We start from the raw sequence: 23783 nt of genomic DNA, 5'->3' as shown, positions 1-23783 counted from the left end.
TCTGCGCGCCTTACTCGGGCTGGCCGACATTCAGGGTAATGTCGCCCACGCCTTCCACGCGGCCTGTGATCTGGTCACCGGGCAGCACGGCACCCACGCCCTCGGGCGTGCCCGTGTAGATCAGATCGCCGGGTTGCAGGTGATAGAACAGGGACAGGTCGGCAATGATTTCGCGGATGTTCCAGATCAGCTTGTTCACATCGGACTGCTGCTTGAGCTGACCGTTGACGCTCAGCTCGATGAGGCCGGACTCGATCACCTTGCCGGCCATGGGCACGATTTCGCTGGCGACGGAGGACTGCTCCACATCCTTGCCCAGATCCCAGGGGCGGCCCTTGTCGCGCGCCACCAGCTGCAGGTCGCGGCGCGTCATGTCGAGGCCGCAGGCATAGCCGTAGATGTACTCATGGGCTTGGTCGGCAGGAATGCGAAAGCCCGGTTTGCCGATGGCCACGACCAGCTCCATCTCGAAGTGGTAGTTGGCTGTTTCAGAGGGATAGGCCACGCAGGCACCCGAGTCGGTCAGCGTCTGCGGGGCCTTGGTGAAATAGAAGGGGCGTTCGACGCTTTTGTCCACGGGACGGCCCATCTCCACCGCATGGGCGTGGTAGTTGCGGCCCACAAAGAACAGGCGATTGACGGGCAGGCGTTGCTCGCTGTCGCGCACGGGCAGAGATTGCACGGGCGGCGGCGCCCAGAGGTAGTTGGCTTGGGTCATGGTGTGATTCCTGATGGGTATCGGTGACTAGGTGCTTGAAAAAGACACGTTCTATGTGTGAGGCAGCCAGAAAGGGCCTAGGCGGCCCCGCCGCCCCGCAGCAAAGGCTGTCGTCCCCCTTGAAGGGGAAGATGCGAAGCGGCTCAGGGGGTGTCCACCCTGTACGCGTGGACGGCTTCGAAAATCGGCGTGTCGGCAAAGCGAAACAGGTCCAGCTGCGGCTGCTCGGCATCGCATTGCGCGCTGAACAGCTGCCAGGAAGGCACGACGAACATGTCGCCGCGCCGCACCTGCCATTGGCGCTCGCCCACGGTCACCGTGCCCTGGCCGTCAAAGACCTGGAAGACGGCAGAGCCCACTTCGCGCTTAGGCCGGGTGCTGGCGCCGCAGGTCACGCGGTGCATTTCGCAGCGGATGGTGGGCAGTACATCGCGGCCATTGCAGGGATTGGTGTAGCGCACGGCGGCATGGCCGGGGCTGACCGTGGCGGCGCAGCCTTCGGCTTCCAGCGCCAGTTGCTCGGTCAGCGCGCGGTCGGTGTCCACCCAGCGGTAGGCCAGCAAAGGCGTGCTCGGGCTGTCCTGCAGGTGAGCGACAGGGCGCAGCCCGGGGTGGCCCCAGAGGCGCTCGGAGCGCGAGAACTCGGGCGTGACACGCTCGTGTGGGTCCAGATGCAGGCGGCCATGCTCGAAGAACTGGGATTCGGTGTAGTAGGCAAACGGAATATCCAGCCCGTCTATCCAGGCCATGGGCTGGCTGGCCGCATTGTGGTGGGCGTGCCAGTTCCAGCCGCCCTGGGGCAGAAAATCGCCGCGCGACATGCGGATCGAGTCGCCGTTGACCACGGTCCACACGCCTTCGCCTTCGACCACAAAGCGAAAGGCATGCTGGGTGTGACGGTGCTCGGGCGCATCTTCGCCGGGCATCAGGTACTGGATGGCAGCCCACAGCGTGGGCGTGGCAAACGGGCGGCCGCCGAGCGCCGGATTGGCCAGAGCAATCGCACGGCGCTCGCCGCCCCGGCCCACGGGGACGATGCGACCGGCTTCATCTGCGAGTTTGAGCAGATTCTCCCAGCGCCACAGATGCGCGGCGGCCTGGCTTTTGGGGTGGGCAGGCATCAGGCCGCCGATTTCCGTCCACAGCGGCACCAGCATTTCCTGCTCGAAGCCTCGGTACAACTGCGCAAGCGCAGCTGTGGGCTCGGGTTGGCCGGGGGCTTCGAGGGCCGTGAGCTTGACCGGTGAGGGCTGGGCTTGCACAAGGCTCATGGTTTGTCTCTTTCTTTGGTATCTGCTGGGCAGTGCGTTGCTGCCTTGCGTCTGGTTCTGACGGCCTTGTGATGGGCCAGGAGAGGCTGTGAATCAAATAAACAGCACACTGATGATTAGCATAATGTTGATCTGTGTCAGCGTTGATTGGGTTAAACCCGGTAGCAGGCTTAGCGCGAATCGGGGCGGCAGTCGTGCGAATATCGGGGTCTTTCAGTCATGGCCCTTCAACTGCCGCGCGGCAGGGCGGGGCCCGGCGTCGGCTCTCAAGACATGCAATACCAACCCGCAGAACTAGAAAACTATCCCGGCTATCACATCCGCAGGCTGCAGCAGATCGCCGTGGCCGTGTTCATGGAAGAAACCGAGGAATTTGGCGTGACGCCCGTGCAGTACGCGGCCCTGTCGGCCGTGCTGCGTCAGCCGGGCATCGACCAGCGCACGTTGGCACGCAATATCGGCTTTGACACCTCCACCATAGGCAGCGTGATCGACCGCCTGGAAGCGCGTGGCCTGATGGCGCGCAACGCCAGCCCTGCGGACCGACGCGTGCGTTTGCTGAGCCTGACCGAAGAGGGGCGCGATCTGCTGGTCGCTGCCGAGCCTTCGGTGCTGCGTGCCCAGCGCCGCATGCTGGAGCCTCTTGCCGATGACAAGCGGGCGCAGTTCATGGAAATGCTGTCGCTGCTGATTCACGAGAACGACGAGTTCGCGCGCGCCCCGAGCGCCGTGGCCCAGCGCAGTGCCGAGCGCAAGCGCAGTGCGGCCGTCAAGGCGGTCAAGGGCCTCACGGGCAAGCTGCAGGGCAGCGAGAACGACTGAACCACGGATCGCAAGGAAAGACATTGGACTGGGACCATCTGCGTTTTTTTGGTGAGCTGGCCCGCAGCGGAAGCATGGCCGCAGCTGCGCGGCGCATGGGTGTCGAGCACACCACGGTGTCGCGGCGCATTCAAGCGCTGGAAAAGCAGCTGGGCGCCGTGCTGTTCGCGCGCGAAGGCGGGCAGTGGCGGCTGACCGAGGCCGGGCGGCAGCTGCAGGAAGTGACCAACACCATGCAAAGCGCGGTGGACGGGATGGAGCGAGGCCCCCTGGCACATGCAGCGACCGCCGAGGGGCTGGCCGGGCTGGTGCGGGTGGGGGCAACCGAAGGCTTTGGCACGCAGATGCTGGCCTCCGAGCTCGCCAGGCTCACGCTGCGCTACCCGTTGCTCAGCGTGGATCTGCTGGCGTTGCCGCGCATGCTCCATCTGTCCAGCCGCGAGGCCGACATCGTCATCTCGCTGGAGCGGCCCAAACGCGGCTCGGTCGTGGTCACCAAGCTGACCGACTACCGACTCTATCTGTACGGCCAGCGTGAATATCTGGCGCGAAAGCCATTGGTGGCCAGAACCGAGGATCTGCGCCATCACAGCTTTGTGCACTATGTGGACGATCTGCTGTTCACGCGCGAGCTGCAACTGCTCGATACCTTGCACCGGCCTGAGCGTTTTGCGCTGCGCAGCACCAGCATCACCGCTCAATACGAGGCCGTGCGTGCCGGCGCCGGTCTGGCCGTGCTGCCGGCATTTGTGGCCGACAAGGATCCGATACTGAGTCGCGTGCTGCCCGAGCAGGCGTGCTTTACGCGCACCTTCTGGATGAGCATGCCCGTGGAGTCGCGCCAGATTCCACGCATAGCCACGACCTGGAGCTTTCTGCGCGATGCCGTGCAAGGCATGCAGAAGCTGCTATTGCCGGATTCATGATTCTTTGATGGCGTCTTGTGCTTTATGGCATTCAGACAGATTTGGATTTGATGCTGGAAATCAATGTGAGACAGATGCAATCCGGTATTGCCTGATCGATGCTTCGCTGGCGAAGGAGAACTGCTTCGGATGCTGACGGTTGCAGCCTGATTGCCCTGTGCCCTGTGCCCTGTGCCCTGTGCCCTGTGCCCTGTGCCCGATTTGTGGCGTTGATTTGGCCCACGGCAAGCATTGGCCGGTCTGGACCGTGGGCCGCCATGACACGCTGTCTGCACGCATATACTGGGCCGAGCGGATTGCGCCGATTTTTGCTGTTTGGCTCGCCTGGATCTGCGGCATGAGGAGCGCTGGACAGTGCGTATGGGTGTCGATCTCGGTTTGCCGTTTTTTTGAAAGCCCAACATGATCGTCACAACCACTCCCTCTATCGAAGGCAAGCGCATCACCCGTTATTGCGGCGTGGTAGCGGGCGAGGCCATTCTGGGTGCCAATGTGTTCAAGGACTTCTTTGCCGGTATCCGTGACATCGTGGGCGGGCGCTCTGGAACCTACGAACGCGAGCTGCAAAGAGCGCGTGAAATTGCCCTCAAGGAACTGGAGCAGCGCGCTGCCGAGGCGGGAGCCAATGCAGTGGTCGGTGTGGACCTTGATTTCGAGGTGCTGGGCCAGGGCAACGGCATGCTCATGGTCTCGGCCAGCGGAACGGCTGTCGTCGTGGAATAGGCAGCCAGCGACTGAGCTGGCTTGGCGCTAGGAAGGCTGTACACCTATTCCATGTGCAATTGCACATTTTTTGACTACTTCGAAATTCATAGCGAAAAGTCGTTGTAGAATTCGTCCCATCGTAGGGGAGTCGCCAAGCTGGTTAAGGCACTGGATTTTGATTCCAGCATGCGAAGGTTCGAATCCTTCCTCCCCTGCCAAGAATCAAAACCCTGCTCATTGCAATGAGCAGGGTTTTTTGTTTGTAGAGCTTGGGACGCGTGCAAGCGAGCCCGAAGCTTTCAGTCATGCGCGATTGGAGCGCTCAGGTTGCGCTATCGCGCAGTCAGTCTTGCTGCACAGCACAAGGCGCAGTTGTCGGTGATTGGAGGCTGCTTGCCGTCTGGTGGGCTCAGGCATTGCCGAAAGCGACGCACTGGGCCAAAGAATTTCCTAGGGTAAGCACTTACCTTTCGCAGATATTTGCGTCAAACCAGCCAAACTTACCGAGTGTTTTCGCCGTATCGTCGGTGGCATCGATGAGCGCGGGAAAACAACCATTAGACTCCTCGCTCTTTTGTGTCGCTGTTAATCGGCGAGCGCACTTGGTTCCTTGTGAACGAGCTTGACCGCCCGCCCACAACAGAGATCTGGTTTCGGCCGGGGTCACCCTGAAGTTCCGCAGTGCGCCCTTGCCATGGTCACAAGCGCAGGCAAGTGCAGATATGTTGAATTTTTGCCTGATTGAAACAAATGTATTCAGATTTGCCATCTGAAAAGACAAGCTCACTGCCAGGCTGGGTTAGCTGACACAATGATTGGCTGTTGGGTGTGGCTGAGGTTCGCTCCAGGCATTTGACTGAGGGCGAGCAGCAATAGAAGTCGCTCGGCGCAATGCATGGCTGCAGGTGGTGGCAGAGAGTTCTTGGGGTTTGTGTTTAACGCAGCGTTTGCGTAAGTGCACGGCAAGATTTGGATAGACAAGGTATGGAATATCGACTGGATGAAACGGACCGCCAGCTGCTGCGCCTGCTGCAGACCAACGCGCGAGCCTCGACCGCGCATTTGGCTCGGCAGATGAATCTGGCTCGGACCACGGTGGTCGCTCGCATTGCCAAGCTGGAGCATGAGGGCGTGATCGCCGGCTATGGCGTTCGCCTTGGCTCACGCATGGAGCAGTCTGCCGTGCGCGCCTACTGCGGTATCCGTGTTCAGCCCAAGACGGCAACTTCGGTGATGCAGGCGCTCAACCGCTTCACCGAGGTCGAAGAGGTATCGGCTGTCAGCGGGCAGTACGACTACATGGTGTTTGTGCGCTGCGAGAGCAATGAGAAACTGGATGCGCTGCTCGACCGTATCGGCCTGATCGACGGCATCCAGCAGACCTATACCTCGGTGGTGCTGAGCCGCAAGATCGACCGCCGCACCACGGCCGAGGTCGTGGGCGAGGCGTAGACGCCCTGAGTCGCGATATGACGCTCATATGCAAAACGCCCGGTTTGAGCCGGGCGTTTTGCATTCTGTTTGGAAAGAAGGGCAGGGCTGCGCTCCTTCTCGACTGCCTGACGCGCTCAGTCCACAAAAACCTTGGGCGTGCCTGTCTCCATGCGGCCAATCACTGCAGCATCACCAAATCCGCTGTCGGCAAAGACCTTGAGTACTTGCTGGACAGCATCTGCCGCACAGGAAACAAGCAGGCCGCCAGAGGTCTGAGGATCGGTCAGCAGCGCTTTCTGGGCATCTGTCACGGTTGATGCCAACTGGATGTGTTCACCATAGGATGCCCAGTTGCGCCCCGATGCGCCCGTGAAAATGCCTTGCTCTGCAAGTGCCCGAACACCGGGCAGCACGGGCAGCTTGGCGCTTTCAAAGCGTGCACTGAGCTGGGCACCACGGGCTAGTTCCAGGCCGTGGCCCAGCAGGCCAAAACCGGTCACGTCGGTCAGCGCGTGCACGCCCTCGAGCTTGGCAAGCTCGGCGCCGGGGCGGTTGAGCTTGGTGGTTGCATCCACCATGGCACGGTAGCCTGCATCATCGAGCAAATTCTTCTTGAGCGCCGCCGAGAGAATGCCCACTCCCAGGGGCTTGCCCAGAATCAGCACATCGCCGTCCTTGGCATCGGCGTTGCGCTTCATCTGCTTGGGGTTGACGATGCCGATGCCGACCAGGCCGTAGATGGGTTCGACCGAATCAATCGAATGACCGCCCGCCAGCGGAATGCCTGCATCGCGGCAGACCGATTCACCGCCTTCCAAAATCTTGGCAATCACATCGTGCGGCAACACATTGATGGGCATGCCCACAATGGCCAGCGCCATCAGCGGCGTACCGCCCATGGCGTAGATATCGGACAGCGCGTTGGTGGCGGCAATGCGGCCAAAGTCATAGGGGTCGTCGACGATGGGCATGAAAAAGTCCGTCGTCGCAACAATGGCCTGCTCGTCATTGATCCTGTAGACGGCCGCGTCGTCTGCGGTCTCTGTGCCTACCAGCAGGTCGGGGAAAAACTGCTTGGGCAGATTGCTTTTGGCCAGCAACTCCGACAGCACGCCGGGCGCAATCTTGCAGCCACAGCCGCCGCCGTGAGACAGAGAGGTCAGGCGTGGGGTCGCTGGGGAGGCGGTTTCTTGAGTGGTGTTCATATCAATCCAGACGGCAAGCAGCACGGATGTTGCTGCGGTGACGGTAGCGATGTTTGTGCTCGGTCAGAAGTTCATCCTGAACGCACAGTAGGCTCTCATTATTGACTGCTTGCGGTGTGGATCTGCCGTTTTGCTGGCGATTTCATCGGAGATCTCCCCGGGTGAAGCATGAAGACGGTGCGGTGGTGTGCCTGGGGTCGTGAAATATATTTTTCAACTATTCAATGTTTTAAATATGAGATAACTAAATAGTTGAGGTTATGTTTCTTTGATTTTTATTATTGAGTGATTTTTTTGAAAACGCGTATGAGAAATTATTTTGATATTGTAGTACCACCGTGTTTTGCAGATTGAAAATATCTAACCATTTATTTTTTGAATTAAAATTATTTAATAGATAAAATATATCAAATCGTGCATTTCGATAGTTTATTGATAATGTAATTGAATGTGAAGTGGGAGGTAGTGGCTGCCTGTAATAAGGTTTTGCTTATGTTTTCATTTACAATCGGCCGATTGGATTTCAGTGCGTCTTGAGTCCAAAAGAACGAGGATTTATTTTGGACTCAGCCCCGTCTTCTGGTGCGATTTCTGCGCCACGTAGTTCACTTTCCGTTACCTTTGCGGTATGGAACGCACTTTTCCTGCGCGAAGCCGTTGCGCGCCTGAGCGCTACGCGCGGAGCCTGGGTGCTCATCGTGCTGGAGCCGGTGTTGCATGCTTGCTTCATGTTGCTTCTGTACACCGTCCTGCGTACACGTTCTGTTGCTGGCGCTGATGTGGCGGTGTGGCTGGTCTTGGGCCTGACTGGCTACTTTACGGTACAGAACGTCTTCCAGCGCGCCATGGGGGCGGTCGATGCTAACAAGTCCTTGTTTGCCTATCGTCAGGTTCGGCCTATAGACACCGTGATCTCTCGAGCTGCACTGGAGACTTTGCTCGGAATCATTATCTTGCTGGTCTTGTTAGGGGGGCTGGCTTTTTTTGGTCGCTCCGTTGTTCCCGATGCTCCGATGGAAACTATTCTTTCATGGGCGGGGCTGATGCTCTGTGCATTGGGGATTGGTTTGATTTTATCAGTGCTTAGTGATTTGGTTCCTGAGGCAGGAAATCTGGCGGTATTCCTTTTTAGACCTTTGTATTTTCTATCGGGAGCGATATTTCCTTTGTCTGTCATCCCGATTCAATACAGAGAGTGGGCATTTTTAAATCCATTTGCACATGGACTGGAGTTGTTGAGAAGCAGTTTTTTTCCTGTTTATCACGCGGCTCCTGAGGCTAATTTTGAATACCTTTTTGGCTTTGCTGCGGCTTCCATATTTTTCGGCGTGGCGTTGCAGATACGTTTTGCTCAGAAGCTGAGGGCACAATGATTATTGTGGAAGACGTACACAAGCGTTACCAGACCCCACACGGGGCAGGGCGCTGGATACTTAAAGGTGTCAATCTCACCATTCCTGCCAATGTCAGTGTGGGTTTGGTTGGCCGTAATGGTGCAGGTAAGTCCACTTTGCTCAACCTGATTGGCGGGGTGGATACACCTACACGAGGCCTTGTGGAACGGCGTAGCCGGGTTTCCTGGCCCATGGGTTATGGCGGAGGGTTGCAAGGCTCTCTGACTGGTCGACAGAATGCCAAGTTTGTCTGCCGATTGCATGGCTTTGGCGATGCACCGGCCATGGTGGACAGGATTGACTATATTGAAGAATTTGCGGAGCTGGGCTCATCATTTGATGAGCCCGTTCGTACTTATTCATCGGGCATGAAATCACGCCTACAGTTCGGCCTCTCTCTGGCATTTGATTTTGATGTTTATATTTCGGACGAAGCCACTTCGGCCGGAGATGCTTCATTTCGAAAGAAAGCATCTGATGCATTTAAGCGAATTGCGGATCGTTCTGGGCTGATTATGGTATCCCATAGCGATGGTACTTTGCGCGAGTTTTGTCAAGCTGGTATCTGGTTGCATGAAGGTCAGGCCCATTGGTTTGACAGCATTGAAGATGCCTTAAAGAATTACAAAGACAGTATTGCCACATGACCGATTTCTTTAAAAAAGAATGCCTTAAGGGCTATTGCCAAGCCATATGGCGGATGAAGGCTCTTGCCATTGCATTGTGCGTATCTATATTAGCCATTATCTATTGGGGACTTATTGCTTCTGATCGATATGTGTCTGAAGCCCGCGTGCTGATTCAACGAACCGACATGGCGGCTTCGCAGGCAATGGATTTCAGCTCTTTACTGGCTGGCGGTGATGGCATATCACGCGCAGATCAAATGCTGCTGCGCGATCGGTTGCTGTCCGTGGATATGTTGCTGCAACTGGATAAAGACCTGAACCTGCGGGAACACTACAGCAGCCACGATCATGACGTGCTTTCGCGCATGTTCTTCCATGATGCGTCTCTGGAGTTTTTTCATAGGCATTTTCTCTCGCGCATCAGTGTGGAATATGACGAGTATGCAGGTGTGCTGGTCATCCAGGCGCAGGCTTATGACGCAGACATGGCTCGCAAGATCACCAGTGCACTGGTTCATGAGGGCGAGCACTATATGAATACGCTGGGCCACCAGCTGGCGCAGGAGCAGGTGAATTTTCTGGAAAAGCAGGTCAAGGAACGTAGTGAGCATGCGCTGAACGCGCGTCAGCGCGTTCTGGCCTTTCAGAATGCCAAGGGCCTGATATCGCCGCAGTCCGCAGCTGAAAATCTGGCCGGTGTGGTCAACAAGCTGGATGAACAGCTGACTGAACTCAGCGCGCGCAAGACTGCGTTGTTGGGCTATCTGGCCCCCACAGCGCCTGCGGTCGTGGAGGTCGATCTGCAGATTCAGGCCGTGGAAAAGCAGATCAAGACAGAAAAAGCACGTTTGACCAGTGCCAAGGGGCAGTCGTTGAATAAGACGGTAGAAGAGTACCAGCGCTTGGAGCTGGAGGCCCAGTTTCAACAGGATGCCTACAAGAGCGCCTTGGTTGCGCTGGAAAAAGGCCGGGTGGAAGCAACGCGTACTCTGAAGAAGGTGCTGGTGCTGCAAAGCCCGTCGATGCCTGAATACCCCCTGCGCCCGCGTCGCCTCTACAACATTGCCACCTTTATCTTGGGTGCCTTGCTGCTGGCCGGGTTGGTGCAATTGCTGGTATCCATCGTGCGCGATCACCGCGACTGATTGTTCTGAATTTTTCGAGTCTCATCATGCAACGTTTTATCGCGCGTACCTGTATCAGTTCGGCAGTCGTGGTGCTGCTGACTGGTTTGGTACCGGCTCAGGCCCTGACCCAGACCCAGCCCCAGACCTCTCAAGCCCGGTCCAGCCAAGATACATCGGCATCCAGTATTGATCCTTTCCAGATCAATCAGGCGCTGGGGCTGGTTCCTTCTGGTGGATCTAGCGATGCTTCGGTAAGTCGCTCTGGTGCTGCCGTCCCCATGCAGTCCCCTGTGTTGCCGCAAGCCCCACAGACCGCTGATTACACGGCCAACCTCAATAGCGATGTCTTTGGTGCGAACCTGTTTACCGGCAACTTTGCACGTGCCGGGGCAACGCAGTTCAACCCCGATTATCTCGTCGCGGTAGGCGACCGCATCCACCTGCGCCTCTGGGGCGGCTTTACTTTTGACAGCGTGGCCGCGGTCGACCCGCAAGGCAATATCTTTCTGCCGCAGGTCGGGCCGGTCAAGGTACTGGGCATTGCCAACAAGAATCTTCAGCAGCAGGTAGAGGCTGCAGTGCGCCGCGTGTTCCGCGCCAATGTGTACAGCTACGCCAGCCTGGCGGCAGCCCAGCCGGTGCGCATCTTTGTGGGCGGCAATGTCATGCGCCCGGGCCTGTACAACGGCACCAGCATGGACAGCCTGCTTAACTATCTTGATCAGGCAGGCGGCATTGACCCGGAGCGGGGCAGCTTTCTGACCGTGCAGGTCAAGCGCGGTAGCTCCGTGCGTGCCACTTTCAATCTCTATGACTTTCTGCTCAAAGGCCAGTTGCCGCTGCTGCAGCTCAATGACGGAGATGTGATTTTTGTCCCCCCCATTGCCAACCGTGTGCGGGTATCGGGTCTTGTAAACAACGCCAAGCGCTTCGAGTTTGCTCAGGGCTCTGAAACGGTCGCCCAGTTGATGCAACTGGCCAAGCCGCAGGCCCAGGCCACCCATGTTCGTATTGCGCGCAATACCGGAACCGTGAAGAACACGGAGTACTACCCGCTGCAGGAGGCCAATGCCTTGGTGCTGCAAAACGGGGATGAACTGGAATTCACCGCTGATAAGAAGCCTGGCACGATTACCGTTCGGGTTGAAGGCGAGCATATGAATTCTCAGGAATATGTGCTGCCTTACGGCACTCGTCTGGGGTCTCTGATGCAGGGCATTCAGACCTCGGCAGACGCCGAGCCTGAGAGCATTCAGCTCTTTCGCCAGAGCGTGAAGGATCGCCAGAAGGAGATGCTGGCTACCAGCTTGCGTAGTCTGGAAACGGCACTGCTCACCGCTCGCAGCGGCAGCAGCGAAGAGGCCCGACTGCGCAAGGACGAGGCCGATCTGACCCTGCAATGGGTGGAGCGTGCCAAGAAGGTGGAGCCCACCGGGCAGGTGCAAATCGCACAGGCAGCACAGCGCGACAACATGCTGCTGGAAAACGGCGACGTCATTCGCATACCGCGCAAGGATGGACTGGTGCTGGTCAGTGGGGAAGTTCTCTTTCCCAATGCCGTGGCATTCGATGGCTCTTTGAGTCTCAAGGACTATATCGATCGTGCTGGCGGCTTTACTCAGACCGCAGATGCCGCTCGCGTTGTTGTGGCGCACCGCGATGGTGCGTTCGAGCAGGTTGATACCAGCAAGCTTTTTGAGAATACCCGACTCAAGGCGGGTGATCAGGTGCTGGTGTTGCCCAAGGTGGATGAGAAAAAGCGCCAGTTCTGGAAAGACATCACTCAGATCATGTACCAGATCGCGATTGGCGCGAAGGTCGTATTTGGTCTTTGATTTTTCTGATTTGTTGAAGAGCTATGAACAAAATTATTGTGGTGGGACACCCTCAGTCGGGCTTTGATGAGGTGGAGGAGTTGCTTCTGGATAGTGGCATGGCTGAGGCCAATCCGTCCAGACGTGAAGGTTTCATGCCGGCGCAGATCAGTGAAACCCTGGTCAAGGTGCATGGTGGAGTTCCGGTGCAGCAGGTATGCGTTGCCGATCAGCTTGCGCAGATTGAGGTGGCACCGGTCTGGCAAGGCCTGGCTCTGGATTTGATGCTGGCCAATATGGAGCAGCCTTTGTGGGGCTGGGCTGATGCACAAGCGGTCTATCTGCTGGATTACTGGAAGTCGCAAGACCCGCAGATGGTGTTCGTTCTGGTGTTTGATGAGCCGCAAAGCGTATTCACGCGCCAGGCGTTGGAGCATGCTGACGCCAGCCCACAAGAGCAGGAAGCTCGAATCAATGGCTGGATTGCCTACAACTCCGCCTTGCTGAATTTCCATTTGCGACATCCTGAGCGCAGTCTGCTTGTTCATGCAGCCCAGGTGCAAACATCGGCGCAGAGCTATTTGCAGCAACTTAGCTTGCATGTGGACGCACAGCTTTGCTTGCCCAGCGAAGCAGTGCAGTCAGAGGTTGAAGGCCAGAATCAGGAATTGAGCAACGACGAAATTCAGATCAGCACTGGCGCGGTGGGCAAGCCAAAGCAAGCTCTGGATGGCAATGCACTGGCGCAGTGGCTGGCCGAGCAACTGTTGGAGGACTATCCTCAGGCCATCGATCTATATGAGCAGTTGCAGGCTGCAGCATCGTTGCCGCAACGCAGTCAGGCCCAGACAGGTAGACAACTGCTGACTTCAAGTGTGCAGGCCAATCGTAGATATCAGGCCTGGTCGAGCTTTGTCGCGCAACAGGCCGCCATGCAGGCGCATGCCCAGCGCCTGTTGCAATTAGGCAAAGCGCTGGATGAGCAAGCTCAGCAAACGCTTGAGCGTGAGAGGCAGTTTGAGCAGTTGAACCAAGCAGGCGTTGCGGCGCAGCAGCGTGTCTGGGAGCAGGAGCGCCTGCTGGCAGGCAAAGCCACAGAATTGCAGGCTAGCGGGAGGGAAAAACAGTTGCTGCTGGAGCAACTACATAGAGTGCAAGAGGAACTGGAAAGCCGGTATCTGCAAGCCAAGCAGCAGGAAAAAGCTTTGGTGGAATTTTCCAAGGTCAAGATCGATTTGCAATCGGCCCAAGAGCGGGTCAAAACGTTGCAGTCTTATCAGTTGCAGAACAGCGAACTTAAGGCAGGACTTAAAGCCGCTCATGACAAGGCTATGCAGCTTCAGCAAAGTGAAGAGCAGCTAAAAAAGCAGCTGCAGACTGCAGGCGCCAGAACCTCGGTGGCAGAACTGGAGAAAGAAAACGAACTGCTGCTAACTCAATTGCACAAAGTTCAGGAAGAGCTGGAGCGCCATTACTTGGAAAACTGCAGGCTCAAGGCTGAACTGAAACCGCAGCCTCGGGCTCTCTTCGGAGCCGCTGATCGTGTAAAGCAGCAGCTTTCCTATCGCTTGGGTGCCACCATGATCAGGCAATCGCGCAGTATTGGCGGTTGGTTGAGTATGCCTTTTGCATTGCGCGCCGAGGCAAAGCGTTACGCGCAGGATAAGGTCGCAAGCAAAAGTCTCCAACTACCGCCCATCACGCAATATCGTGATGCGCACGAGGCAGAACTGATCAAACAACACCTCTCATATCGTTTAGGCGCTTGCTTGGTGGCAAATACCAAAACATTGGGCGGCCGTATGTCCCTGCCTTGGAGCCTGTACACGGAAGTGAAGGCATTCAGAAAAGATCGCCGGTCGCACTGAAGCTGAGGGTTTGCATGCACAAATCGCAGCCACTGAGTGTGGCTGAAACGGCAGAACTTTTATGAATAGCCCAATGAATACCATCATCCCCTGGCTGGAACATCTGAATGTACTGATGCACCCCGGACATATTGCTCTGGTAGGGGCAGGCAACGGCAAAGGCATTTGGGCTCAATGGCTGGCGCATCAAGCCAGCAAGTCCCGAGTGACGTTGATAGAGGCGGAGCCTCTGCAATATTCGACCTTGCAGCGCACAGTGGGCTTGTTGGGTGAACGTGCTCAACATTGCGAATTACGCAATACCGTGGTTGCAGCTCAACAGGGCACGGCTTCCTTTTTTGTGGCCAACAGTCAGCAGGAAAGTGGTCTGCTGGAGCCTCAATCACTCTTGAGTCTTTGGCCCAACCTACAGACGCAAGAGGTCAGAGAGCTGAGTGCCATTAACTTGGACGCCTTGTTTAGCGACCTGAGCGAAGACGTCGAGCCGCCAATGGGTGAAGGAAATTGGCTGATCATTGACTGCCTTCCTGCAGGATCTCTGCTGCGAGCTTCCAGCAAGCTGGGTCTGGTGGATGTAGTCATTGCAAGAGTCTTGCTGGGCGAGCTTCACTCAATGCCTGCTGGAGCAAGTCTGGAAGAAGTGGCAGAACTTCTTCAGCAAAACGGCATGATGTATGTTGCCCTCGAGGCTACGCGCCATCCTGGCATCGGGTATGCATTGTTTGTGCGCGATGCCCGGGCGGCCTTGCATGCCAAGGTGCAACAACATCACCGCGAGTGCCTTGCGCTGCGCCTGAATGGAGAGAAACAGACCAAGTTGCTGCAGGAGGCTCAGTCAAGGATCGAGCAACTGGCTCAGGCCGAAGCCGTTTCAGAGCAGCGGTCACGGGATGTAGCCAGGCGACTGGATCAGCTCAGCAAGACGTTTGATGAGCAGGCCAAGTTGGCTCAGGAGCGTCAGGCCCAGGTCGAGCAGCTGACCCAAGCCAAGGCTGTTGTTGAAAAGCAATCGCAGGAGCGGGCGCAGCAACTGGAGCAGGTCGGCAAGGCGCGGGATGAGCAAGCCAGGCTGGCACAGGAGCGTCAGGCTCAGATTGAGCAGCTGACCCAGGCTAAGGCTGGCACCGAAAAGCAATCGCAGGAACGAGCCCAGAAACTGGAGCAGTTGGGCAAGGCGCGTGATGAGCAGACCAAGCTAGCGCAGGATCGTTTGGATCAGGTCGAGCGGCTGACCCAGGCGAGGGCGGCAGCTGAAAAGCAGTCACTGGAGCGAGCCCAGCAACTGGAGCAGCTCGGTAAGGCACGCGACGAGCAAGCCAAGCTGGCGCAGGAGCGCCATGCTCAGATCGAGCAGCTGACTCAGGCGAGGGCGGCAGCTGAAAAGCAGTCACAGGAGCGAGCCCAGCAATTGGAGCAGCTCAGTAAGGCACGCGACGAGCAAGCCAAGCTGGCGCAGGAGCGCCATGCTCAGATCGAGCAGCTGACCCAGGCGAGGGTGGCAGCTGAAAAGCAGTCACAGGAGCGAGCCCAGCAATTGGAGCAGCTCAGTAAGGCACGCGACGAGCAAGCCAAGCTGGCGCAGGAGCGCCATGCTCAGATCGAGCAGCTGACCCAGGCGAGGGTGGCAGCTGAAAAGCAGTCACAGGAGCGAGCCCAGCAATTGGAGCAGCTCAGTAAGGCACGCGACGAGCAAGCCAAGCTGGCGCAGGAGCGCCATGCTCAGATCGAGCAGCTGACCCAGGCGAGGGTGGCAGCTGAAAAGCAGTCACAGGAGCGAGCCCAGCAACTGGAGCAGCTCACCAAGGCACGTGACGAGCAAGTCAAGCTGGCGCAGGAGCGTCAGGCTCAGATCGAGCAGCTGACCCAGGCCAGGGCGGCAGCTGAAAAGCAGTCACAGGAGCGAGCGCAACAGCTGGAGCGGCTCGGTAGGGCACGCGACGAGCAAGCCAAAATGGCGAAGGAGAGTCAGGTGCAGATTGAGCAACTGGCTCAGGCTAAAGCTGCTGTCGAAAGGCAGGCACAGGAGTGGATGCAACAGCTAGAGCACTTAGCCAAGGCGCGTGATGAGGAAGCTATCAAGCTGCACCAAGGATATAAGGCACAGATTGAGCAGCTAACGTTGGTTAATGCTCCGTGTGCCGAAAACAATGGTAATCAAAAAAATGAAATCGATGTTTTGACGAAATCTCTCCTTGAAGAAAAAAAACTGAATGATGGCTGGAGCTTGAGATTTAAGGATATCGAAAAGAAGAATATTGAACTAGAAAAAAAGAGTGAACAATTGAGAAAGAGTCTGGGAGAGCTTCAGGTAAAATCTGAAAAAGAAAGAAAATATAGCAGTGATGCTGATATTGATGATTTCTTGAATGATATATCTCCATTCTTTTATAATAGATCCCTTACTTATGTAGATGTTGGTGCATATATTGGCGAGGTTTTGTTAAAGCTCCATAAGAGTAAATTGCTAAAAATTCGTGAAGCCCATTTGTTTGAGCCTAATCCAATAAGCTATAAGCAGTTGGAGAATAATGTTCTTGAAGTCAATTTAAATAAGCTTCATACATATAATCATGCATTGGGCGCGGAGGATCAAGAATTATTATTGAGTCCCGCTAAGTCTATGAGCAAAGTTTTTCCACCTGAAATGCATTTGGACCAAAGCCAGGAAGTAAAAAAAATTCAATGCCGTAGTCTAGATGGTCTTGTGGATTTATTTACGGATAGGCATATCGATTTGTTGAAAATTGATGTGGAAGGATATGAGTTGGATGTTCTTGGAGGAGCAAAAATAATACTTGAAAACCAGCTCGCTGATGTAATTTACATCGAGGTTGGTTTTCGTCGTGATGGGACACAACAAGCATATTTTGGTGATATCGATAATTTCTTTCAGAGTTATGGATATCGTATATTCAAAATATATGAACAAAAAAATGAATGGATTCAAGATTCTCCATTGCTCAGAAGATGCAATTTTGCTTATATGAGTAAGCGGTTTGCTGCTGAAAATCCATATAAATGTAGTTTGGAAATAATGCGCCTGAAAAGTCAGCTTGATAAATTTGTTGAATAAATCAAGATGAAGTCTTTAGTTCTGAATGTGATTTAAGGTATTTTATGTTGATCTCCACTAAAGAAGCTAATCTCCTTTTTAATAGGGGTGAATATGAGCAGGCGCTTGCTGCTTACCAGCGGATAGAGCAAGAGTACCCTGATTTAAAGTATATTTTTACAGCAAATATTGAGCTGTGCAAAAAATTCATTATTAAATCGGAAATAAAGAAAAATTCCGAAGCGCCTGAAATTTTCATTACTCTTACCACTATAAGCGACCGCTTGAATCGGTTGTTGCCAGTATTAGAGTCGCTGCACAAACAGACGTTGCTGCCTAAAAAAATATATTTGAATATTTCGGAGGAGGCATATCTTCTGGATAAAGGTATTAGAAAAGATGATCCGCGGTTGGCTAGCTTTATCAAGCTTCCTTTGTTGGAGATAAAATGGACAAAGAATACGGGGCCTTTTAGAAAAATTATTCCATTCATGGAGGGTTTTTTTTCTGAAGATAAAACGAAAGATAAAATATTCATCACAGTGGATGATGACACTTTATATCCAGATTATTTTATCCAAACGTTGTATGATAAATACCTTGAACATGATAGTGTCATTGCATTTCGGGGGCGTTACATTACAGCCAACAGTAGTGGTATCAATCCGTACAGTAACTGGGAGCTCGGCAAGACAGTGGCGACTATGAACAATCTACCAACAGGTAAGGATGGTATTTTGTATTCCACTAAATTCTTTACTCGGGATTTCGTTGATATCAACGCGGCGATTGAATTGACTCCCACTGCGGATGATTTGTGGATTAAATGGCACTGTGGTCTGAATGGTGTGAAATCTGTGATTTTGAATCCTGAGGCATCTACGTCAGATTATAAGAGTTTTCCTGTTGTTGATTATTCGGCGGAATATCGAGATGTTAGTCTTTTTAAAGCGCACAACTCCAGCGCTTCGGGTGGAAAAAATGATATATCCACTAAGAATTTGGAAAAATATTTCTTGAAAAAATATGGATATAATTTGCATACGCTGTGTGAAAAAGAAGGGGGCGTAATGTGAAACGATTTCACCGAATCCACAATGAAAAGCAACAGAGCTCTGCGTTGGTTATTGCTGTTGAAAAAACAGTTTCCAATATCAATCAGCTGATTTTTGTTGCTGATCTTCTAAAAAAGCGATTTGATATTAAACTCGCGCTTATATTCAAGACGCCTGAATTACTTTTCTTTAATAGACGTCTGCTTCACTGGATTGCGCAGGGCACTATTGATCGAATTTTGATCACGGACGATCCCAAGGCATTTTGGTTTGACTGCATGGAGTTTGCCAAGCGGCAAGAGGTTGACCAAGTTTTTTTTGCAGAATTGCCGCAACTCAAATCAACCTGGGCTGAATTCCTGAAGTTCAAGGTGGAGCTGCTGAATGCCGAAATAAGCGCTGCACGCGCATGCAATGGACAGTATCTTGCTTTTTCTCAGAAGTACCTGCGTGACTGCCCGAGCATCAATCTTGAAAGCTTTGAGAGCTTATATTGGTCTATTAGGCAAGAACCAATCAAGGCGACTAACAGCCAGGAAGCCAAAAACCCAGGCATTGCATCTTTGTTTGTTACCAAACAAGGGCTTGAGCGCTTTGGTGGTGAGGCGGCGTTCAGATCGATTGATATTCTGATAGACGGACATCTACCCGCCAAATACAAGCGGCTTTGGCAGATTGACAATGACTTGGACTTGGAGGATTTTTGCAAGCAAGATATTGAAGTTCTTCGCCAGAGTAAAGTGGTTACCATTCCAGGCCTACTGTGCAATGCGCCAGGTCGCCAAATTTTGCTGGATATTAACCCGGCGCCACAGCGCAACGAGCCGACTGACTCTATCCGTCTACAGACCGCTAGAACGGTTCTGACCGTCACGACATGCAATCAATGGCCGCTACAGAAAAGCAGTGCCAGCGCCATCTTTGTGATGTCGAACTACAACAAGGCCTCTTATATCGCATCGGCCTTGTACAGCGTCGCGATGCAAACTCATCCACACTGTAGTGTTCACATGGTGGACGACGTCAGCACAGATCAGTCCATGCACATTGTTTCAGCGTTTAGGAAACTTGTTGATTCCTCCAAGTTCGATATCACTCTGGAGCAGAATAAGAAAAGCATGGGCACCTACTGGATCCGGAATTCGGTTATCCACCGCCACATCAACGATGACACGATCTACTTGGTCAATGATTCAGATGACTTTAGCTGCTGCCAACGGGCCAGTATACAGCTGCCCTTCCTTGAAAAATCCGATACCAAGGCCGTTATTTGCTTTGGCGATATCGTCCGAGTAGACAAACAGTTCAAGCTGTTGGCTTTGGATGGCAAGGTGGAGCGTTATGGCACGGCATCTTTGGCCTGTCGGGTTAATTCTCACCAGAAATATGGCTATTATGAAAATATCCGAAAGAATGCGGACACAGAGTTCATTGAGCGCCTGCGATACTTTGAAGGCAAGCATAGCACTCAATGGTTCAGATACCCCGTGCTATTTCAACCCTTTGACGGCATGAACCTCACCGCAGACATCTATAAAGTGGATAACAATGGGAAATCCATGCAATCAGATTTGTCTCAGAGAAGTAAGCATAAAGAGATTTTTCTCGAAAATTACAAAAAAATAAATAGAGATTTGTCTAAGCACTTCTCTTATCCGAATTATTTAAATAATCAAGAATATTTAAAGCAAATACCTGAGTTTCTTATCTGAACTCCCGATTTATGAAAAATTTACATATAATATTTTCTGGTCGTTACGGACTGTCTAACAGGGTGAGATCAATGGCTGGACATTATGCTCTTGCCTCAGTTAAGGGATTAGCTTTCAGCTATGAATGGATTAAGGATCCAAGCTGTCCCGGAAATTTTTCTGATCTTTTTAATTGTCAGTTAATGGATAATTCGGAGAGATCTGCTGTCACCAATCTTTCAGATAATCTGTTGGTTACATATAAAACGCAACCAACGCATTGCGGAAGTCATCCTTCTAGTATCGAAAAAGAATACAATCTTGATAAAGATGAGTCCATTCGATTTAATGAAATTATTAAAGAATTTTATGAAAATCTAGTTCCTGTGGAGTCAATAAAAAAATCCGTCAACTCATTATTTTTAAATAAACAGGATAAAATACTTGGTGTGCATTTGAGGCGCACTGATATGCTAGATCATTGCATAAAGATGGGTATTGAACCCCCAAGTGATGCAGAGCTCCACAAGCAGATCAACCACTATTTTGAATCCAATCCGAAGTCTTTGATAATTTTGTCTGCAGATAATCCTGACTCTGAATTTGAGTTTATGGAAAAATACAAGAATAAAGTGCTTGTTTTAAGAAAGAACTGGGATATTTCTAAAACAGAGGCTGCCGGAAAATCAAACATTCAAGAGAGGTTGTCTTCGTTAGAGGAGGCGGTTGCCGATCTTTATGCTCTCTCTAAATGTAGCTACATTATCGGGACAAAGCACTCATCTTTTAGTACGTTCGCCGCCATTTGGGGGGCTATCAATTACATTAGGGTTTAGAAAATGAAAAAAGCATTGATTACTGGGATCACAGGACAAGACGGATCCTATTTGGCCGAATTCTTGCTGGAAAAGGGCTATGAGGTGCATGGTATCAAGCGCCGAGCGTCCTCATTCAACACCCAACGGGTCGATCACATTTTTCAGGACCCGCATGTGGAAAATGCCCGCTTCAAGTTGCACTATGGCGATTTGACGGATTCTTCGAATCTCACGCGAATCCTGTCCGAGATCCAGCCGGATGAGGTATACAACTTGGGTGCGCAAAGCCATGTGGCCGTGAGCTTTGAGTCACCCGAGTACACGGCCGATGTGGATGCGATTGGCACATTACGCCTATTGGAAGCGATCCGCTTCTTGGGGCTGGAGAAGAAGACCAAGTTCTATCAGGCATCCACTTCGGAGTTATATGGCTTAGTCCAGGAAATTCCACAGAAGGAAACCACACCGTTCTACCCCCGCAGCCCCTATGCGGTGGCCAAGATGTATGCCTACTGGATCACGGTCAATTACCGCGAGGCCTATGGTATGTATGCCTGCAACGGCATTTTGTTCAATCACGAATCACCACGCCGCGGCGAGACCTTCGTCACCCGCAAGATCACCCGCGGCTTGGCCAATATTGCCCAAGGGCTTGAGAGCTGCCTGTATATGGGCAATATGGACGCCCTGCGCGACTGGGGCCATGCCAAGGACTATGTGCGCATGCAGTGGATGATGTTGCAACAAGACCAACCCGAAGACTTTGTCATCGCGACTGGCGTGCAGTACAGCGTGCGCCAGTTCATCGAGTGGTCGGCTGCCGAGTTGGGTATTACCCTGCGTTTTGAAGGTCAGGGCGTGGATGAGAAGGGAGTGGTCGTGAAGGTGGAAGGCGACAAGGCCCCTGCGGTCAAGCCAGGAGATGTTCTCATCGTCGTTGACCCACGTTACTTTCGCCCGGCCGAAGTGGAAACCCTTCTGGGTGACCCCGCCAAGGCCAAGTCCAAGCTGGGTTGGGTCCCCGAGATCACCGTTCAGGAAATGTGCGCTGAGATGGTGGCCAACGACCTGACGCAGGCCCGCCAGCACGCTCTGCTGAAGCAGCATGGCTATGAAGCTGCAGTGAGCTTGGAACGCTGAGCTGCACGACTCACATGAAGATTTTGCTGACAGGCGCCTCGGGTATGGTGGGGCGCAATATCCAAGACCACCCTTTGGCCTCAGAGCATGCTTGGCTGACACCCAGCAGTGCCGCGCTGAACTTGCTTGACTACGCCACAGTCAAACAGTATTTCGAGACTCATCGTCCAGATGCCGTGATTCACGCGGCCGGACGTGTGGGCGGTATTCAGGCCAACATGCGAGAGCCTGTGCGCTTTCTCGTGGATAACCTGGACATGGGCCGCAACGTGCTGATGGCGGCAGCGGAAACAGGTGTCGCACGCCTGATCAATTTCGGCAGCACCTGCATGTACCCCAAAGACCAGCAGGGTGCTTTGGCTGAAGGCGATGTGCTCACAGGCATGCTGGAGCCCACGAACGAAGGCTATGCCCTGGCCAAAATCACGGTGGCTCGTCTGGCCGATTACCTCTGCCGTGAAAATCCACAACTGCAATATAAGACAGTGATTCCGTGCAATCTGTACGGTCCATATGACAAGTTCGACCCGCGTTGGTCGCACATGATCCCTGCTGTCATTCACAAGCTGCACGAAGCCAAGCAGCAAGGTTTGGACAGCGTGGAAATTTGGGGTTCAGGTCAGGCGAGACGCGAATTTCTATATGCCGGCGATCTTGCCGATGCCGTCATGCGTGCATTGACGAACTTTGAAAGCCTGCCTTCGCTGATGAACATTGGACTGGGTCACGACTACACCGTGAACCAGTACTACGAAATCGCCGCCAAAGTAGTAGGTTATCAAGGGGGGTTCCATCACGACCTCTCGAAACCTACCGGCATGCAACGCAAGTTGAGCGACACACGCCGGGCAATGGAGTGGGGTTGGCAGCCCGGTCATACCCTGGAACAGGGTCTGGCAAAGACCTATCAATACTATTTGAATCAACTCTAAGGAACCTGAAATGCAATATCCGCTCGCCAGCACCACCTGGGACGAAGCCGAATACGCCGCCATTGATCGCGTGCTCAAATCAGGCATGTTCTCCATGGGCAAGGAAGTAGCTCAGTTCGAAAAGCAGTTCGCTGAATGGGTGGGCAGCCGCTATGCGGTGATGGTCAACTCCGGTTCTTCGGCCAACTTGGCCATGATCGCAGCGCTGATGTTCCGTAAGCAAGGCTCGCTCAAGCGGGGTGACGAAGTGATCGTACCCGCCGTCTCCTGGAGCACCACCTACCACCCGCTGCAGCAGTACGGCTTGAAGCTGAAGTTCGTGGACATCGACCGTCAAACGCTGAACCTTGACCTGGAGCAGTTGAAGACGGCCGTGACAGATGACACGAAGGCCATCCTGACGGTCAACCTGCTGGGTAACCCGAACGATTTCGCAGAAATCCGCAAGATCATTGGTCAACGTGACATCCTGCTGCTGGAAGATAACTGCGAATCCCTCGGAGCCGTCTTTGATGGTAAACAAGCCGGCACCCATGGACTGATGGGCACCTTCAGCAGCTTTTTCAGCCACCACATTGCCACAATGGAAGGCGGCTTGGTCGTGACGGATGATGAGGAGCTGTATCACATTCTGCTGTGCGTCCGTGCTCACGGCTGGACGCGCAACTTGCCCAAGCACAACTTGGTGTGTGGCGAAAAGAGCGACAACGCATTCGAAGAATCCTTCCGTTTCGTGCTGCCCGGCTACAACCTGCGCCCGCTGGAAATGAGCGGCGCAGTGGGCCAGGAACAGATGAAGAAGCTAGCCGGCATGATCACCGCACGCCGCAACAATGCTGAACACTTTGTCAAGCGGTTCGAAAAGCATCCCTGGTTGAGCATTCAGAAGGAAATCGGGGAAAGCAGTTGGTTCGGTTTTTCGCTTCTGCTGGCGGAAGACGCTCCAATCAGCCGTTCAGCCTTGATGGATAAGCTCTCGGCCAGCCAGATTGACGTGCGCCCGATCGTGGCGGGCAACTTCGCCAAGAATGAAGTTCTGAAATGGTTTGACTACACTATCCACGCTGATTTGAAGAACGCGGAATATATTGATCGTGCTGGTTTCTTCGTGGGTAATCACCATTATCAATTGATTGATCAAATCGACTACCTGCACTCTCTTGTAGCGTGACACTGTTAATG

The 23783-nt window shown here is 53.7% G+C and carries 19 protein-coding genes and 1 tRNA gene; 17 read left to right on the top strand and 3 right to left on the bottom strand.

Annotated features, from left to right (window positions below):
• Window positions 1–10 precede the first annotated feature (10 nt).
• Together P353_RS08655 and P353_RS08650 are read right to left on the bottom strand one after the other, a co-directional pair.
• Window positions 11–718, bottom strand: coding sequence for a fumarylacetoacetate hydrolase family protein (locus P353_RS08655; RefSeq protein ID WP_003054121.1), 708 nt, complete (start codon window positions 716–718; stop codon window positions 11–13).
• A 143-nt stretch (window positions 719–861) separates the two neighbouring features.
• Complete coding sequence (locus P353_RS08650) at window positions 862–1989, bottom strand: cupin domain-containing protein (protein WP_034368060.1); 1128 nt, start codon at window positions 1987–1989, stop codon at window positions 862–864.
• 273 nt (window positions 1990–2262) lie between these two features.
• Here P353_RS08650 and P353_RS08645 point away from each other — a divergent pair, with 273 nt between their 5' ends.
• From P353_RS08645 to P353_RS08625, 5 genes are all read left to right on the top strand, one after another.
• Window positions 2263–2811, top strand: a complete 549-nt coding sequence (locus P353_RS08645) for a MarR family winged helix-turn-helix transcriptional regulator (RefSeq protein ID WP_034368336.1) — start codon at window positions 2263–2265, stop codon at window positions 2809–2811.
• 23 nt (window positions 2812–2834) lie between these two features.
• Window positions 2835–3737: a LysR family transcriptional regulator gene (locus tag P353_RS08640; RefSeq protein WP_034368056.1), complete on the top strand. Its 903-nt coding sequence runs from the start codon at window positions 2835–2837 to the stop codon at window positions 3735–3737.
• A gap of 402 nt (window positions 3738–4139) precedes the next feature.
• Complete coding sequence (locus P353_RS08635) at window positions 4140–4460, top strand: heavy metal-binding domain-containing protein (protein ID WP_003054127.1); 321 nt, start codon at window positions 4140–4142, stop codon at window positions 4458–4460.
• A gap of 123 nt (window positions 4461–4583) precedes the next feature.
• Window positions 4584–4660, top strand: a tRNA-Gln gene (locus P353_RS08630).
• Window positions 4661–5426: 766 nt separating this feature from the next.
• Complete coding sequence (locus P353_RS08625) at window positions 5427–5894, top strand: Lrp/AsnC family transcriptional regulator (protein ID WP_003054128.1); 468 nt, start codon at window positions 5427–5429, stop codon at window positions 5892–5894.
• Between the two features lie 116 nt (window positions 5895–6010).
• Here the strand turns inward: P353_RS08625 and selD are convergent, their stop codons facing one another.
• Complete coding sequence (gene selD / locus P353_RS08620; protein WP_034368051.1) at window positions 6011–7081, bottom strand: selenide, water dikinase SelD; 1071 nt, start codon at window positions 7079–7081, stop codon at window positions 6011–6013.
• 533 nt (window positions 7082–7614) lie between these two features.
• Between selD and P353_RS08615 the strand changes: the two genes are divergently transcribed.
• The 12 genes from P353_RS08615 to P353_RS08555 all read left to right on the top strand — a co-directional run bounded on the left by P353_RS08615 (window position 7615) and on the right by P353_RS08555 (window position 23772).
• Window positions 7615–8454 (top strand): ABC transporter permease, encoded by an 840-nt coding sequence (locus P353_RS08615; protein ID WP_232776352.1) that lies wholly within the window; start codon window positions 7615–7617, stop codon window positions 8452–8454.
• Window positions 8451–9122, top strand: a complete 672-nt coding sequence (locus tag P353_RS08610; RefSeq protein ID WP_034368049.1) for an ABC transporter ATP-binding protein — start codon at window positions 8451–8453, stop codon at window positions 9120–9122. The genes P353_RS08615 and P353_RS08610 overlap by 4 nt, the downstream gene beginning before the upstream one ends.
• Entirely contained in the window at window positions 9119–10249 is a 1131-nt protein-coding gene (locus P353_RS08605; RefSeq protein ID WP_034368046.1) for a chain-length determining protein, read from the top strand. The genes P353_RS08610 and P353_RS08605 overlap by 4 nt, the downstream gene beginning before the upstream one ends.
• A gap of 26 nt (window positions 10250–10275) precedes the next feature.
• Window positions 10276–12066, top strand: a complete 1791-nt coding sequence (locus P353_RS08600) for a polysaccharide biosynthesis/export family protein (protein WP_034368042.1) — start codon at window positions 10276–10278, stop codon at window positions 12064–12066.
• 23 nt (window positions 12067–12089) lie between these two features.
• Window positions 12090–13913: a hypothetical protein gene (locus P353_RS08595; RefSeq protein ID WP_034368039.1), complete on the top strand. Its 1824-nt coding sequence runs from the start codon at window positions 12090–12092 to the stop codon at window positions 13911–13913.
• Between the two features lie 73 nt (window positions 13914–13986).
• Window positions 13987–16986 carry an FkbM family methyltransferase gene (locus P353_RS27535; RefSeq protein WP_052084802.1) on the top strand — a complete coding sequence of 1000 codons (3000 nt, stop codon included), beginning with the start codon at window positions 13987–13989 and terminating at the stop codon, window positions 16984–16986.
• A gap of 44 nt (window positions 16987–17030) precedes the next feature.
• Window positions 17031–18041, top strand: coding sequence for a hypothetical protein (locus tag P353_RS08580; protein ID WP_034368030.1), 1011 nt, complete (start codon window positions 17031–17033; stop codon window positions 18039–18041).
• On the top strand, window positions 18038–19732 hold the full coding sequence (locus P353_RS08575) for a glycosyltransferase family A protein (protein WP_157839571.1): 1695 nt from the start codon (window positions 18038–18040) through the stop codon (window positions 19730–19732). Before P353_RS08580 ends, P353_RS08575 begins: the two co-directional genes overlap by 4 nt.
• Window positions 19733–19803: 71 nt before the next feature.
• Window positions 19804–20547 carry a hypothetical protein gene (locus P353_RS28740; protein ID WP_157839570.1) on the top strand — a complete coding sequence of 248 codons (744 nt, stop codon included), beginning with the start codon at window positions 19804–19806 and terminating at the stop codon, window positions 20545–20547.
• Window positions 20548–20550: 3 nt separating this feature from the next.
• The gene (gmd, locus tag P353_RS08565; RefSeq protein WP_034368023.1) at window positions 20551–21669 is read left to right on the top strand and encodes a GDP-mannose 4,6-dehydratase; all 1119 of its coding nucleotides are present in this window, start codon (window positions 20551–20553) and stop codon (window positions 21667–21669) included.
• Window positions 21670–21683: 14 nt separating this feature from the next.
• Window positions 21684–22601: a GDP-L-fucose synthase family protein gene (locus tag P353_RS08560; RefSeq protein WP_034368019.1), complete on the top strand. Its 918-nt coding sequence runs from the start codon at window positions 21684–21686 to the stop codon at window positions 22599–22601.
• Window positions 22602–22611: 10 nt separating this feature from the next.
• Window positions 22612–23772, top strand: coding sequence for a DegT/DnrJ/EryC1/StrS family aminotransferase (locus P353_RS08555; RefSeq protein ID WP_034368016.1), 1161 nt, complete (start codon window positions 22612–22614; stop codon window positions 23770–23772).
• The last annotated feature ends 11 nt before the right edge of the window (window positions 23773–23783 follow it).

The organism is Comamonas testosteroni, assembly GCF_000761245.1.
Lineage (GTDB): Bacteria > Pseudomonadota > Gammaproteobacteria > Burkholderiales > Burkholderiaceae_C > Comamonas > Comamonas testosteroni_C.
The sequence above is the reverse complement of the archived record's forward strand: the minus strand, read 5'-3'. Positions and strand labels throughout refer to the sequence as shown.

What these genes read in the sequence shown, in the direction of transcription:
- P353_RS08605 (WP_034368046.1), top strand. Translation starts at nt 9,119, where the DNA reads ATGACCGATTTCTTTAAAAAAGAATGCCTTAAGGGCTATTGCCAAGCC.
- P353_RS08560 (WP_034368019.1), top strand. Translation starts at nt 21,684, where the DNA reads ATGAAGATTTTGCTGACAGGCGCCTCGGGTATGGTGGGGCGCAATATC.
- P353_RS08625 (WP_003054128.1), top strand. Translation starts at nt 5,427, where the DNA reads ATGGAATATCGACTGGATGAAACGGACCGCCAGCTGCTGCGCCTGCTG.
- P353_RS08650 (WP_034368060.1), bottom strand. Translation starts at nt 1,989, where the DNA reads ATGAGCCTTGTGCAAGCCCAGCCCTCACCGGTCAAGCTCACGGCCCTC.
- gmd (WP_034368023.1), top strand. Translation starts at nt 20,551, where the DNA reads ATGAAAAAAGCATTGATTACTGGGATCACAGGACAAGACGGATCCTAT.
- P353_RS08555 (WP_034368016.1), top strand. Translation starts at nt 22,612, where the DNA reads ATGCAATATCCGCTCGCCAGCACCACCTGGGACGAAGCCGAATACGCC.
- P353_RS08580 (WP_034368030.1), top strand. Translation starts at nt 17,031, where the DNA reads ATGTTGATCTCCACTAAAGAAGCTAATCTCCTTTTTAATAGGGGTGAA.
- P353_RS08645 (WP_034368336.1), top strand. Translation starts at nt 2,263, where the DNA reads ATGCAATACCAACCCGCAGAACTAGAAAACTATCCCGGCTATCACATC.
- P353_RS08635 (WP_003054127.1), top strand. Translation starts at nt 4,140, where the DNA reads ATGATCGTCACAACCACTCCCTCTATCGAAGGCAAGCGCATCACCCGT.
- P353_RS27535 (WP_052084802.1), top strand. Translation starts at nt 13,987, where the DNA reads ATGAATACCATCATCCCCTGGCTGGAACATCTGAATGTACTGATGCAC.
- P353_RS08610 (WP_034368049.1), top strand. Translation starts at nt 8,451, where the DNA reads ATGATTATTGTGGAAGACGTACACAAGCGTTACCAGACCCCACACGGG.
- P353_RS08595 (WP_034368039.1), top strand. Translation starts at nt 12,090, where the DNA reads ATGAACAAAATTATTGTGGTGGGACACCCTCAGTCGGGCTTTGATGAG.
- P353_RS08600 (WP_034368042.1), top strand. Translation starts at nt 10,276, where the DNA reads ATGCAACGTTTTATCGCGCGTACCTGTATCAGTTCGGCAGTCGTGGTG.
- P353_RS08655 (WP_003054121.1), bottom strand. Translation starts at nt 718, where the DNA reads ATGACCCAAGCCAACTACCTCTGGGCGCCGCCGCCCGTGCAATCTCTG.
- selD (WP_034368051.1), bottom strand. Translation starts at nt 7,081, where the DNA reads ATGAACACCACTCAAGAAACCGCCTCCCCAGCGACCCCACGCCTGACC.
- P353_RS28740 (WP_157839570.1), top strand. Translation starts at nt 19,804, where the DNA reads ATGGCTGGACATTATGCTCTTGCCTCAGTTAAGGGATTAGCTTTCAGC.